Source organism: Oceanimonas sp. GK1, from assembly GCF_000243075.1.
Taxonomy (GTDB): Bacteria; Pseudomonadota; Gammaproteobacteria; order Enterobacterales; family Aeromonadaceae; genus Oceanimonas.
Map to the genome: position 1 here is coordinate 587,106 of NC_016745.1, position 13,742 is coordinate 600,847.

A 13,742-nucleotide genomic window follows, 5' to 3' on the forward strand; every position below is an offset into this window, starting at 1 on the left:
TCGTTAAGCTTCCGGCTTTAAAGCGGTCGGGTCGCCTGTTCCAGCCAGGTGAGATCCTCGCCGGCCAGCCTCGGGCTGATTTTTTCCCACACGCCGGCGTGGTAGTCGTTCAGCCACTCAATGTGTCTGGCTTCCAGCCAGGCGGAGTCGATCAGGCGGCGGTCAAAGGGCACCTGGGTCAGGTGCTCGAATGCAAACACCGGAATGTCGCCGTCGGTGTCGGCGGGCTGCACCACTTCCAGGTTTTCACAGCGAATGCCAAAGGCGTTTTCCCGGTAATAGCCGGGCTCGTTGGAGACGATCATGCCGGTGGTCAGCGGCACTGTGCTGCCCTTGGGCGAGATGCGCTGAGGGCCTTCGTGCACGCTGAGATAATGGCCCACGCCGTGGCCGGTGCCGTGATCGAAGTTGTAGCCCTGCTGCCACAGCGGCATGCGCGCCAGGGCATCCAGTTGCAGGCCGCCGGTACCGGCGGGAAAGCGGGCAGAGGCCAGATCGATATGGCCGCGCAGCACCAGGGTGAACAGCTTGCGCATTTCCTCGGTGGGCGCGCCCACCGCCACGGTACGGGTGATGTCGGTGGTGCCGTCCAGATACTGGCCGCCGGAGTCCACCAGATAGATGGCATCCTGGCCGAGTGTGCGCGGCGTGCCGTTACCGTGGTGGTAATGGCACATGGCGGCATTGGGGCCCAGGGCCGAGATGGTACTGAAGCTGGGCTCCACAAACTCAGGGTGTTCGGCCCGCAGCGCCTGCAGTTTATCGGCCAGGGTGCCTTCGTCTTCCAGTTCCGGGTTTGGCTGTGCCAGCCGGCGATCCAACCAGGCCAGAAAGCGGCACACGGCGGCGCCGTCGCGCAGATGGGCGGCGCGGCTGCCCTGCACTTCCACCGGGTTCTTGCAGGCCTTGGGCAGCATGCAGGGATCCTCGGCAAACACCAGTTCGGCACCGGCCTGCTCCAGTACCAGGCTGCTCCAGGCGTTGGCGGTGGCGGGGTCGAGCTGCACGCGGGCGCCTTGCTGGCCCAGTGCACGCAGGGCGCCTTCCAGCTCGTTTACCGGCGCCAGGGTTACGTTAAAGCCGCTGTGGCCGGACAGATCCAGGTCGTCAAACTTGGCGGGGTCGGTAAACAGCTGCACGCTGCCGTCCTGGTACAACAGGGCAAACCCCAGTACCACCGGCAGGCAGGGAATGTCGCGGCCGCGAATATTCAGCAGCCAGTTGATGGGCTCGGCCTGGGTCAGCAGCTGGGCGTCAATGTGGTTGGCGGCCAACTGCTCGGCAATGCGATGGCGTTTGGCCTCGCTGTGCTGGCCGCTGTAGTCCTGGCTCAGCAGCAGGGCCGGGTGAATTTCCGGCTCTGGCTGGTCGTGCCAGTGCCGGTCAATGGGGTTGCTCTCTACCGGCACCAGCTCCAGGCTCTTGGCGGCCAGTTTCTTTTTGGCGGCATTAAACCAGCCCCGGCTGTGCAGGCGCGGATCAATGCCCACCCGGGCGCCGGCGGTCAGCTCGCTCAACAGATAGTCGAGCACCGGCTGCTCGATGAGGTGGCGGTAGTCAAACAGCGCACTGTCGCACTGGTGGCGCACCTGCACCGTATAACGGCCATCCACAAACACCGCCGCCTTGCCGGCCAGCACCACGGCGGCGCCGGCGGAGCCGGTAAAGCCGGTGAGCCAGGCCAGCCGCTCGGCATGGGGGGGAATGTATTCCCCCAGGTGCTCGTCGTCGTGGGGCACGATAAAGGCGTCCAGCTGCTGTTGCTGCAGGTCGTCACGCACACTGGCAAGGCGTTGGGCATGGGTCATGGCGATTCCTTAACGGGAGTTGAGCAGGTGTTTGATGGAGCGGCCCGCTGATTCGATATGCTGGCGCAGCAGGGCGGCGGCCTCGAACTTGCGCCGCTGGCGGCACAGGGCCAGCAACTGGGTGTGCTCCCGCTCGGCGGTGATGATGCCCTGCCGGGAATGCAGCAGCTCCACCTGAATGTAGCGGTCGCAACTGAGGTTGATCTGATCCACCAGCGCCAGGGTGCGCGGGCGTCTGGCCGGGCCGTACAGGGTGGTATGAAAGCGCCGGTTGAGTTCGCTCCAGCGGTCGATCTGGTCGCCGGTTTCCAGCATTTGATCGAACTCGGCAAGAATGGCCTCGGCCTGGCTCAGGTGCTCTTCGGTGAGCTGGTCAAAGGCCTGAAACAGCAGATCGCTTTCCAGCATGGCGCGCAGGTAGAACAGCTCGTCAATGGCCTCGGCATCCAGCTCGGTGACCACGGCGCCGCGGTGGGCTTCGAATTTCACCAGCCCCTGGGCTTCCAGCTGCATCAGTGCCTCGCGCACCGGCACCCGGCTGACGTTCAGCTCCTGAGCCAGGGTGTCCTGGCGCAGGGGGGCGCCGGCCTTGAATTCACCCTTGAGAATACGTGACCGCAGGGTTTCGACCACCGACTGGGTCAGGGTTTTGTAGGGGGCTCGGCTCATGAAAAATCGTATACGTTTTGAGTACTGCCCACTCTACTCCGCCCCCGGGCGCTTGGCAAACCGCCCTTTGGGGCGCCATTGCTGGATCAGCAGGGCGGTGACGATCATCACCAGCCCCACCAGGGTGGCGGGGTAGATTTGTTCACCCACCAGCAGCCGCAGCAACAGCAGGGAGGCAAAGGGCGAGATAAAAATCAGGTTGGAAATACGGGCGGTGTTTTCCGCATGGCGCAGGGCCAACAGCCACATCACGAAAGCAAAGCCCATTTCAAACAGGCCGACGTAAATGGCACCTACCCAGCCTTGCCAGGCGGTCAGGGCAAAGTCCGACAGCCAGGCGGTGGCCAGCACCACCACCGGCAGCCCCAGCAGAAAACTTAAGGTAAGGGCCACCAATGGGTCGGCCTGATTGCGGGCGTTGAGGATCCAGTAGCCGGCCCACAGCAGGGTAGAGCCCAGCGCCAGCGCCACCCCCAGCGGGCTGTCAAAGTTCAGGCTGAGCAGATCGCCCCGGGTGGCGATGACCATGGCGCCCGCGTAGCCGAGCACGATGGCGACCCAGTCCTGGCGCCGAATGGTCTGCCCCAGAAAGGGCACCGCCAGCAGGGTGAGGGTAATGGCCCAGGTGTAGTTGAGGGTCTGGGCCTGCTGAGCCGGCAGCAGGTCGTAAGCCTGAAACAGCACCAGATAGTAGAGCGCCGGATTGAGCAGTCCCAGCAGGGCGTAATAACCCGGGCGCTGTTTAAAGGTGCGTCCCAGCAGATGCAGCTTGCCCTGACGGGCCAGCAGGACAAGCAACAGCAGCAGCGAGCTGACCGTCGCCACCAGCAGCAGCTGGGCCGGTTCGAAATAACCCAGCGAGAGCTTGAAGGCGCTGGCCACGGTGGACCAGCAGGCCACCGCGCCCAGCCCGTAAAGATAGGCTTTTTTCTGGTTCTTCATATGTTTGCCCCGTGCAATAAGACGGGCAGTGTAGGCAGCCGATCACGCGTGAGCAAGGGGGGCCGTCACAGCTCCTCAAAGGGGCGGCGTTTTTCCTGCTCCAGCAGCAGCTTCTCCAGCGTCGTGATCCGTTCCAACAACCGGCGCTGCTCCGCTTCCAGTTGCTCGACCCGGGTTTCCAGCTCGTTCTGGGCCCGGCTCTGGCTGAGCACCAGCACCAGACCAATGCCCAGCGCCAGCAAAATCCATAGCATATTGTTCTCCTTGTCGCTGATGTGAAGGTGCACTTTCGTCAGTCAAAGGGCAGACGATGCCCTGTCTGCGCGAAGCGGCAGCGAGGATTGCCGTAGCCGACCGTCACATGCCAGGGAAGGCATGTGCCGAGCGTCCCATGGAGGGGCTTGCAGCGTGTCGGCGGAGCGCAACCGCGTTGCAGCTTCCCATGACGAACGTATCAGGCTGCCCTGTTACAGCATGGCTCAAAAATAAAAAGGGCTGCACGAGGCAGCCCTTATCGGTTATGGCAAAACGGCTTAGTGGCCGGCCAGTGCCTTGGGCGCCTGGCTTTCGTCAAACTCCGGCAGCGGCCGGTGGCGTGACGCCAGGAAGGTGTAGATCACCGGCAGCACGAACAGGGTGAACAGGGTACCAATGCTCAGCCCCGACACGATCACAATGCCCATGCCAAAGCGCGAGAAGGCGCCGGCGCCCACCGCAAACAGCAGCGGAATCAGGCCCGCCACCATGGCGGCGGTGGTCATCAGAATGGCGCGCAGACGAATGCGGGCCGCCACCCGAATGGCCTCGGTGCGATCCCGGCCCCGGTGCAGCTGCTCCTCCTTGGCCACCTCACACATCAGAATGCCGTGCTTGGTGATGATACCCACCAGGGTGATCAGCCCCACCTGGGTATAGATGTTCATGGTCGCCAGGCCCCAGGCCAGGGCCACCAGGGCGCCGGAAATGGCCAGCGGCACCGACACCATGATCACCAGCGGGTCGCGCACACTCTCAAACTGGGACGCCAGCACCAGGAAGATAATGAACAGCGCCAGCAGGAAGGTCATGTACAGCGCATTGCCCTCGGTCACGAACTGGCGGGCGGCGCCCAGGTAGTCGTGGTTGTAGCCGTTGGGCAACTCGGCGGTGACATTCTGCTCCAGAAAGCCGATGGCATCACCCATGGACACCCCCGGCGTGAGCACGGCACCGATGGTGGCCGAGTTCAGCTGGTTGTAGTGGGGCAGGGCGCGGGGCTGGGCCACCATGGTGATGGACACCAGGTTGGCCAGGGGCACCATGTCGCCGTTATGGGCGCGCACGTAATAGTCCTTGATGGAGTCCGGGTTCAGCCGGTCGGCCCGGGCCACCTGGGGGATCACCTCATAGCTGCGGCCGTCCAGATCCACCCGGTTGACGTAGCCGTCGCTCATCATGGTGGACAGGGTGAGGGCGATGTCCTGCATGGTCACGCCGTAGGCACCGGCCTTGTCCCGGTTCACCTGAATCTTCATGGTGCCCGAGTCAAAGGCCAGATCCAGCTCGCTGTACACAAACAGCGGGCTCTGGCTGACCTTCTTCAGCACCTCGGCGGCCACTTCATAGAGGCTTTCGAAGTTGTTGGGGGTGGTCAGCACATACTGGACCGGCAGGCCGCTGGAGGCGCCGGGCAGCTCGGGAAATTCAAAGGCACTGATGGCCACCGCCGGAATCCCCTGCAGCGGCGGCGTGAGCCGCTCGATCACCGCTTTCTGGGCATCGCGCTGGCTCCAGGGCTTGAGCACCGCTACCGCCAGCCCCTGGTTGGCGTTGGGCACGCCGGCAATGGTCAGGGAGGTGGACAGGGCGTCGTCCTGGTTCAGCACCTCCACCGCCTTGCGCATGTTGTTCTCGATGTAATCGAGGTTGGCGGTGTTGGGGGCCTTGGCCATCATCAGGAAGGCGCCCTTGTCTTCGCTCGGCGCCAGCTCGCTGGGAATAAAGCTGAACAGCACCGGCATGGAGCCAAACACCAGCAGGGCAAAGGCGATCACCACGGCGCGCTTGGCCAGCACCGCATCCAGCATACGAGCATAGCCGTCGGTGAGGCGATCCAGGGTGTTTTCCACCCCCTGCTCAAAGCGGTTGGGGTTGTCGTGAGGCTTGAGCAGCTTGGAGCACATCATGGGTGACAGGGTCAGAGCCACCACCCCGGAGATAAACACGGCGCCGGCCAGAGTGAGGGCAAACTCCTTGAACAGGGAGCCGGTAATGCCGCCCATCAGGGCGATGGGGGCATACACCGCCGCCAGGGTGATGGTCATGGTAATGACCGGCACGGCGATTTCCCGGGTGCCGAGAATGGCGGCCCGGTAGGGCGACTCCCCGGCCTTGATATGCCGGTCGACGTTTTCCACCACCACGATGGCGTCGTCCACCACCAGGCCGATGGCCAGCACCATGGCCAGCAGCGTCATCAGGTTGATGCTGAAGCCGAACAGGCTCATCAGAATGGCCACACCAATCAGCGACAGCGGAATGGTGATGATGGGGATCAGCACCGCCCGGAACGAGCCCAGGAACAGGGTGATCACCACCACCACGATCAGCGAGGCTTCCAGAATGGTTTTCACCACCTCGTAAATGGACTCGTTGATGGCGTCGGTGGCGTCATACAGCAGTTCCATCTTGATGGTGTCGGGCATGTTGCGCTCAAGGTCGGGCAGCATGGTGCGCACGTTCTCGGCCACGGTCAGCGGGTTGGCCGACGGCGTGGGGTCGACCCCGATGATCACCGCCGACTGGCCATCGGCCAGGGCACGCACCACGTCGTGACTCTTTTCCAGCGACACCCTGGCCACATCGCGCAGGCGCACCACGGCGTCGTTGCGGGTGGCGATCACCAGCGACTCCAGCTCCTCGGCGGTTTCAATCTGAGTGTTGATATCGCTGTTATAGAGCATGTAGTAGCCGGTGGCCTGACCGGCGGCGGCCTGGTAGTTGTTGGCCTGCAGCACCGACAGCACCTCGGGGGCGGTCAGCTGCTGGGCCGCCAGGCGCAGCGGATCGATCCAGATGCGCAGGGCGAATTTGGCTCCGCCGAACAGGTTGATTTTGGCCACCCCGTCCACCGAGTAGAACTGGGGCCGCACCACCCGCTCCAGATAGTCGTTGATCTGGGGCGAGTTCAGCTGCTCACTGCTGAAGGCGATGTACATGATGGAGGTAGAGGCCCCCGTGGTCATCTCCAGGCTGGGATCTTCCGCTTCCCGGGGCAGCTGGGAGCGCACCGAGTTGACCCGCGCCAGTATGTCCGACAAGGCCGCGTTGGAGTCGGTGTTGAGCTTCATCTGCACCGTGATCTTGGAGCTGCCGTTGCTGCTCGACGAGGTCATGAAGTCGATGTTGTCGGCCTGGGCTATGGCCTGCTCCAGGGGTTGGGTAATAAAGCCCTGAATGAGATCGGCGCTGGCGCCGTAATAACCGGTACTGACCGTGATCACAGTGTTGGTCATTTCCGGATATTCACGCACCTGCATTTTTTGCAGGGCCTGCAGCCCCAGCAGCACGATCAGCAGGCTGATCGAGACGGCCAGTACCGGCCGTTTGATGAAAATATCGGTAAAACGCATGGAATTCTCCGCTTACAGCAGGGGGGCCGACTCGGGGGTGTCGAGGGCGTCGCTTTCCACCGGCTTGACCCGGCTGCCGTTGGACAGCCGCACCTGGCCCGAGGTGACGATGGTTTCTCCCGCCTCCAGGCCCTTCACTACCCGGGCGTAGTCGGCTTCCCGCTCGGCCACTTCCACCACTCGCTGGCTGGCGACCTGCACGGTGTCGCCGTTTTCGGTCTGCTCTTCCTTCACCACGTAGACGGTCTGGCCGTAGAGGGTGAAGTTGATGGCGTGCTGGGGCACCAGGATCTGGTCGTTCAGCACCGGCAGTTGCACATCCAGCTTGGCAAACATGCCGGAGCGCAGCCGGCCTTCCTTGTTGGGAATGCTGGCCTGTACCTGCACCACGCCCGACTCGGGGTTAATCTGGGGCTCGATGGCGGTAATTTGCCCTTCAAAGGGCGTGTCCGGGTAGGCGTCCACCAGAATGTTCAGGGCCTGGCCGACTTCAATGTCGGCGATGCGGGTCTGGGGAATGGTGAAGCGAATGCGGAACTGGCTGATGTCTTCCAGCCGGGCGATGTCGGTGCCGGCATTCAGGTACTGGCCGAGAAAGGCGTTGCGAATGCCCATGATGCCGTCAAAGGGCGCGCGAATGGTACGCCGCTCTATGGTCGCCTTGAGGGAGTCAATCTGGCCCAGCAGCTCCCGGTAGTTGGCATCTGCTTCATCAAGCTGGCCCTTGGACACCGAGCCGCGCTGGAACAGCTGGCGCATCCGCTCCAGATTGGCCTGCACCGCCGGCAGCCGGCCCTCGGCGCTGCGCAGGTTGGCTTTTTCCACGTCGGCATCCAGCTCCACCAGCACTTCGCCGGCCTTCACCTGCTGGCCGGACTCGAAGTGAATGGCGCGTACTATGCCGGCAGACTCGTTGCTGACATTGATGCCCTGTATTGGCTCGATAAAGCCGATGGCGGCGATGCGCGGGGTCCAGTTGACCGGAGCGACTTCGGCCACGGTGACCGGAAAGCTGGGCACCGGCTGATTGGCAAAGTACTGCGCCATCATGTTTTGCTTGAACAGATTAAAGCCTATGACACTGCCGAAGATCAGGATCACCAGCAGCAGCATGGACAGGGTCCACTTTTTCATTGAAGTCACTCCCGCGACGTGGTTGTTAGTGTTTTAAAATGGCGTTCCAGGCGGCATTCATCAGCTCATCAAAAATGGCCTCGTTCAGCTGAAGGCAGCCCCGGGCGTGTTTCTGGGTCAACAGCATCAGGTTTTCCAGCGCCAGAAAACCGAGCAGCGGTGCCGGCAGATCCCGAAACAGGCCGGCTTCCCGGCCCTGTTCAAAAAACTCGAACACCGGTTTGAAATAGCGTTCATCCATGCGTTCTTCCTCTTCCCGGCTGAACAGGGGCGAGGCCTCGTACTGCACCCGGTACAGCAGGCAGTCGGCGTTGCCGAGCAGATAGTGCAGGCAGTTCTGCCACAGCACGCGAAACTGCTCAAAGCAGGGGTTGTGGGTGTCGACCCCCTTCAGCAGGGCCAGCGAGGCTTCCTGCAGCCGCTCCTCGTGCACGCAGCGCAGCAGGCTTTCCTTGTCCCTGAAGTAGCGGTAAATGGTGCCGGTGGCCACCTCAGCCTCCTGCGCAACCAGTTGCATCGACACACCCTGAAAGCCACGATGGGCAATCAGGTGTTCCGCCGCATTGAGAATGCGCTCGCGTTTATTTGCCATGGTGTTCTGTCCGGAGTTTGAATTGCGAATGAATGAACGTTCATTCCTGTTGGCTGATTCTAGGGGTTTGGCGCCCCAAGTCAATTGCCGGCGGGGGCTCACTCCTTCACTTTAGTTAAAAAAAACGCCACTTTGCCGACAAAATCGGCAGACGCACTCGGCGGGCAAAAAAGTACTGGACAAGGGAAGGGGCTGACCTTAGTATTCGCAGCGTCCAATTATAGAGCGCCCGTAGCTCAGCTGGATAGAGCGCTGCCCTCCGGAGGCAGAGGTCACAGGTTCGAATCCTGTCGGGCGCGCCATTCGGTAAGTGGACAAAGTAGTATTGGTGACCGTAGCTCAGTTGGTAGAGTCCCGGATTGTGATTCCGGTTGTCGCGGGTTCGAGCCCCGTCGGTCACCCCAGTTTCAGGCCACGGCCTGAAAGCAGTAAAAACGCGAGGGTGGCGGAATTGGTAGACGCGCTAGCTTCAGGTGTTAGTGTCCTTCGGACGTGGGGGTTCAAGTCCCCCCCTTCGCACCACTGCTTTCAAACGAATTCGAAAGAGAAAAGTCACGGCGTTTAGCGCAGCCTGGTAGCGCATCTGGTTTGGGACCAGAGGGTCGCAGGTTCGAATCCTGCAACGCCGACCAGAATTACCGACCTCAGTGTCGGTTTTTTTGTGTCTGCAATTCGGGAATGGCGCAGCCTGGTAGCGCATCCGTGTTTTTGAGTATGAGTGGGACCAGAGTGTTTCGCAGGTTCGAATCCTGCAACGCCGACCAGAATTACCGACCTCAGTGTCGGTTTTTTTGTGTCTGCAATTTATGATTGGCCCGTAAAACAGAACCCCTACGGCCTTGAGTCAGGCGGTGATGTTTTCACAGGCTTATCTTCTTCATTCCAAGCAGAAGAAATCGACCTCTCAGCGTCGGTTTTTTTGTCACAGGATCTCAGTGGCTCAAAGAGCTCTTGCCGCTGCTCTTGTATACCGTGATTCCTGACCAGTCTTATTTCTTGTCAATATTTTTGTTTATGTATTTTCCAAATATCAGGAATAGACTTCTTTTTAACAATAAAGGTAACCGGAATAACTCATTAAAAATGACTATATATAAGTGAGTGATGCGGCCTTTAGTTGGAATGTGGCGTAGCCGAGTGTTTTGATTAGGTGATCTATTTTATTGCATCGACGTCTAAGAGATAGGCGGTTATTTTTGGATAAGTATTTTCACAGGAAATTTTCACCGTAATAAACGCCATGGACTTGAATCATGGATCGATGGGAGGGGGTAATAGATAGGTGATTTCAGGTGTTATACACTTCGAGGTGTAAAAATTTCATATGAAGATTGATGTTTTGTTCTTAAGTTAATATTGAACTTTAAAATTTCACGAAAAGTTTACTTTAATGTTCTTTTTTGTGTTTTTTGGATACTGATTAAATGTATTTTTAATTGTGTGCAATTTTGGTTTTTGTTTTTATTGTAATATTTACAATGGCTTATGTTTTAATTTAGAGCGCCTCCTGCCTTGTTGATTATCTGCCTTGATATGAAGGTTTCCATCTGGTGGAATTGGTTTCTAAAAAACGTTGAATATTGGTTAATGGATGGTTGATAATGATTTCGAGGTCAGTCAGGTCAGCTCATACGAATCTCCATTGAGAAGTGATGCCGCCGGCCTTGGAAAAGACGCCCCCGGCGTAAATGGACTTAATCAGTTGTTGTAATGAGGGAGAGGTCATGAGTCTCATGTCTAAAACTAATGGAATTTCTTCTGCTAATGCAGGCAGGAAGAAGAAGTCATTTGAGATGCCACATATTTATGTCATCTTGTTTATATTCAGTGCCATTGCGGCCGTACTGACTTATATTGTTCCGGCCGGGCAATATGATCGAGTTCCCGGTCCTAATGGCCGTACCACGATTGATCCTAATTCCTATCAAGTGGTCGAATCCACTCCGGTCGGACCTGTTGACTTTATGCTCGCCATTCCCAAGGGGCTGATGGATGCGGGTACCGTTGTTTTCTTCACCTTTATTATCGGTGGCATGTTCATGGTGCTGCGTCGTACCGGCATCATCGAGATTGGTGTCGACAAGCTGACACGACGTTTTGCCCATAACACCATTGTTATCGTTCCTGTATTGATGACCACCTTTGCGGTGATTGCCACGCTGATAGGCACTCAGGAGCTTGCACTGGTTTATGTTCCCGTGATTTTGCCCCTGATGTTGGCCCTTCGTTTTGACTCTGTGACGGCCGCTGCGGTGGCGCTGTGTGCGACCACGGCTGGTTTTACCGCAGGTGTGCTCAACCCCATCAACACCGGCCTGGGTCAGCAACTGGCCGACTTGCCTGTTTATTCGGGAATGGGGCTGCGCGTACTGGCATTTGCCGCCATTCTGCTGAGTGGTATTTTCTATGTCACCCGTTATGCCCTGAAAGTTAAAAACAATCCTGCTCTGAGCCTGATGGAAGGGGATGCCAAGGAGCTGGAAAAGCGCAAGCACTATCAGCATGCCGACGATGAAGGCGCCCTGACTGCCACCTCCCGTCAGAAGTGGGCGTCTCTTGCGGCCTTTGGTTTCTTCGCCACTCTGGTATGGGGGGTGATGACGCAAGGCTGGTTCATGATGGAAATGGCGGGTCTGTTTATCATCATGGGTGTGGTCGTGGGCCTGATTGCGGGCCTGAAGACCTCAGACATTTGCGATGGTTTTAACGAAGGTTTCCGTGACGTACTGGTGGGTGCCATGATCTGTGGTATTGCCCGTGCCGTTGCCGTGGTGCTGGAAGAAGGCCAGATTATGGATACCCTGGTATTCGGCCTTGGCAACCTGGTTGGTGAGTTCCCGGCGATCTTCTCTGCCATCGGTATGTACCTTGCTCAGCTGGGCTTCAACTTTGTTGTGCCGTCAGGCAGTGGCCAGGCCCTGGTGACCATGCCCATCATGGCACCACTGGCGGATCTGGTGGGAGTGACGCGCCAGACTGCAGTGCTGGCATACCAGCTGGGCGATGGCATCGGTAACATTCTGTATCCTACTTCGGGTTACTTTATGGCTACCCTGGCCCTGGCGGGTGTCAGCTGGAACAAGTGGGTCAAGTTCTTCCTGCCTTTGTTCGCGACCTGGGTAGCCATCTCCATGGGCTTCCTAATCTTCGCCCAGTTCACTCAGTGGACCGGCTAACTGCCCGACAAGCCGTTGAAACCGATAAAGAGCCTCCTTCGGGAGGCTCTTTTTTTCTGGCCTGCTTTCGGGCCGGCGTCAGTTCAGTAGCCGGCGGCGGAGCCATCTGCCCTGGGCTCGGTGCCGGCCAGCAGGGTGCCGTGGGTGGCGTCGCGCAGAATGATCTGTCCGCGGCCAAAGGTCAGCGAATCGGCACTGACGGTCACCGCGTGGCCCCGATCCCTGAGGGCCTGAACCAGATGTGGCGAAAAGCCGGCTTCGACTTCTATTCGTCGATCCGACGTCCATTTCCATCTCGGCGCGTCCAGTGCGGCCTGGGGATTCAACCCGTCGTCCAGCATGCTGGTGATCAGCTGCACATGCCCCTGGGGCTGCATGTAACCACCCATCATGCCAAAGGGCCCCACGGCACGCCCCTGGTGCGTGATAAAGCCGGGAATAATGGTGTGGTAGGGGCGCTTGCCCGGTTGCAGGCAGTTGACGTGGCCGGGGTCGAGGGAAAAGCCGCTGCCCCGGTTCTGTAGGCTGATGCCGGTGCCCGGTACCACTATGCCCGAGCCAAAGCCGTGAAAGTTGCTCTGAATGAAGGACACCATGTTGCCTTCGTCGTCCGCCGTGGCTAGGTAGACGGTACCTCCCAGGGTAGGATGGCCCGGCGTGGGTAGTATGGCCCGGTTGCCGATTCGGCGACTGCGGGCTCGAGCGTATGTCGGGGACAATAATTGCTCTGTGGTGACCCGCATGTGGCTGGGCTCGGTCAGGTGGTGCAGCCCGTCCGCATAAGCCAGCTTGGTTGCTTCTATGCGCTGATGCAGCCGGGTCGACGCATCCTGGGCCGGCTCCAGCTCTTTCAGTATGTTCAGCGCCATCAGGGCAATCATGCCGGAGCCGTTGGGGGGCAGCTCCCAGATGTCGTACCCCCGGTAATCGACGTGAACGGGATCCACCCATTCCGGCGCAAAGGCGGCCATATCGGTGCGGCGCAGCAGGCCGTCCTGCTCCAGGGCGTATCGTTCCATGCGCGCGGCCAGCTCTCCCTCATAGAAGTCCCGGGCCTCGCTGTCCGCAATCGCCTGCAGGGTGCGCGCGTGATCCACGGAGTGCCACTGCGCCCCCACTTGCGGTGGCACGCCCTCGGGGCAAAAAGTGTCGAACCAGGGCCGAAACAGCCCGTGCCGGTCCACCTGGTAGCGGCCGGCGGCGGTCTGCCATAGCTGCTGCACCGTCGGCGTGACCGCAAATCCGTCCCGGGCGATGTCGATGGCGGGGGCAAGCAGTTGTGTGAACGGCAGTCGGCCGAAGCGTCGGGACAGCGCGGCCCAGGCTGCGGGGGCGCCGGGCACGGTCACCGGCAGCCATCCGTGTAAGGGTATCTGTTGATGCCCGCGGGCGCGAATGGCCTCCACGGTCATGGCGTGAGGTGCAGGACCGCTGGCGTTCAGCCCGTGCAGCCGGCCTTGCGTCCAGACCAGGGCAAAGGCGTCGCCGCCGATGCCGTTGGAGGTGGGCTCGACCACGGTGAGGGTGGCGGCGGTGGCGATGGCCGCATCGATGGCATTGCCACCCTGTTTGAGTATGTCCAGCCCGACCTGAGCGGCCAGGGCCTGGGAAGTGGCGACTACGCCCCGGCGGGCACAGGTGACGGTGCGTCGTGAAGTATGGGGGTAGTGCAGCAGATCGTGATGCATGGGGTGTATTCCCGTGCCGGAAAATACCCCCATGATAGGGGCATTGCAGAATCCTTGACCACAAGGGTCGGCCAGAACTGGGGCAGAGGTCAGGGTTTTGTATCGCACGAATTCCGCATGGC

9 protein-coding genes and 4 tRNA genes are annotated in these 13,742 nt (G+C 59.9%); 5 read left to right on the forward strand and 8 right to left on the reverse strand.

The features are described 5' to 3' along the window. Positions 1–17: 17 nt before the first annotated feature. The 7 genes from GU3_RS02800 to GU3_RS02830 form a co-directional block, all read right to left on the reverse strand. The gene (locus tag GU3_RS02800) at positions 18–1,808 is read right to left on the reverse strand and encodes an aminopeptidase P family protein (protein ID WP_014291042.1); all 1,791 of its coding nucleotides are present in this window, start codon (positions 1,806–1,808) and stop codon (positions 18–20) included. Positions 1,809–1,817: 9 nt separating this feature from the next. Beyond that, positions 1,818–2,477 carry a GntR family transcriptional regulator gene (locus tag GU3_RS02805; protein WP_014291043.1) on the reverse strand — a complete coding sequence of 220 codons (660 nt, stop codon included), beginning with the start codon at positions 2,475–2,477 and terminating at the stop codon, positions 1,818–1,820. A 33-nt stretch (positions 2,478–2,510) separates the two neighbouring features. Next, positions 2,511–3,419, reverse strand: coding sequence for a DMT family transporter (locus GU3_RS02810; RefSeq protein WP_014291044.1), 909 nt, complete (start codon positions 3,417–3,419; stop codon positions 2,511–2,513). A 65-nt stretch (positions 3,420–3,484) separates the two neighbouring features. Next, the gene (locus GU3_RS02815) at positions 3,485–3,673 is read right to left on the reverse strand and encodes a hypothetical protein (RefSeq protein WP_014291045.1); all 189 of its coding nucleotides are present in this window, start codon (positions 3,671–3,673) and stop codon (positions 3,485–3,487) included. A gap of 279 nt (positions 3,674–3,952) precedes the next feature. After that, a complete protein-coding gene (locus GU3_RS02820; RefSeq protein WP_014291046.1) occupies positions 3,953–7,030 on the reverse strand; it encodes a multidrug efflux RND transporter permease subunit in 3,078 nt (1,025 codons plus the stop codon). A gap of 12 nt (positions 7,031–7,042) precedes the next feature. Beyond that, the gene (locus GU3_RS02825; protein ID WP_014291047.1) at positions 7,043–8,164 is read right to left on the reverse strand and encodes an efflux RND transporter periplasmic adaptor subunit; all 1,122 of its coding nucleotides are present in this window, start codon (positions 8,162–8,164) and stop codon (positions 7,043–7,045) included. 25 nt (positions 8,165–8,189) lie between these two features. Continuing rightward, on the reverse strand, positions 8,190–8,756 hold the full coding sequence (locus GU3_RS02830; protein ID WP_014291048.1) for a TetR/AcrR family transcriptional regulator: 567 nt from the start codon (positions 8,754–8,756) through the stop codon (positions 8,190–8,192). A gap of 225 nt (positions 8,757–8,981) precedes the next feature. Between GU3_RS02830 and GU3_RS02835 the strand changes: the two genes are divergently transcribed. The 5 genes from GU3_RS02835 (at position 8,982) to GU3_RS02855 (ending at position 11,932) form a co-directional block, all read left to right on the forward strand. Further along, positions 8,982–9,058: transfer RNA gene (locus tag GU3_RS02835), tRNA-Arg, on the forward strand. A 26-nt stretch (positions 9,059–9,084) separates the two neighbouring features. Then, positions 9,085–9,160, forward strand: a tRNA-His gene (locus GU3_RS02840). Between the two features lie 32 nt (positions 9,161–9,192). After that, positions 9,193–9,278, forward strand: a tRNA-Leu gene (locus GU3_RS02845). Between the two features lie 33 nt (positions 9,279–9,311). Beyond that, positions 9,312–9,388, forward strand: a tRNA-Pro gene (locus tag GU3_RS02850). A 1,092-nt stretch (positions 9,389–10,480) separates the two neighbouring features. After that, positions 10,481–11,932 carry a YfcC family protein gene (locus GU3_RS02855; protein ID WP_202798269.1) on the forward strand — a complete coding sequence of 484 codons (1,452 nt, stop codon included), beginning with the start codon at positions 10,481–10,483 and terminating at the stop codon, positions 11,930–11,932. 83 nt (positions 11,933–12,015) lie between these two features. Here the strand turns inward: GU3_RS02855 and GU3_RS02860 are convergent, their stop codons facing one another. Next, entirely contained in the window at positions 12,016–13,620 is a 1,605-nt protein-coding gene (locus GU3_RS02860; RefSeq protein ID WP_014291050.1) for a gamma-glutamyltransferase family protein, read from the reverse strand. Positions 13,621–13,742 lie beyond the last annotated feature (122 nt).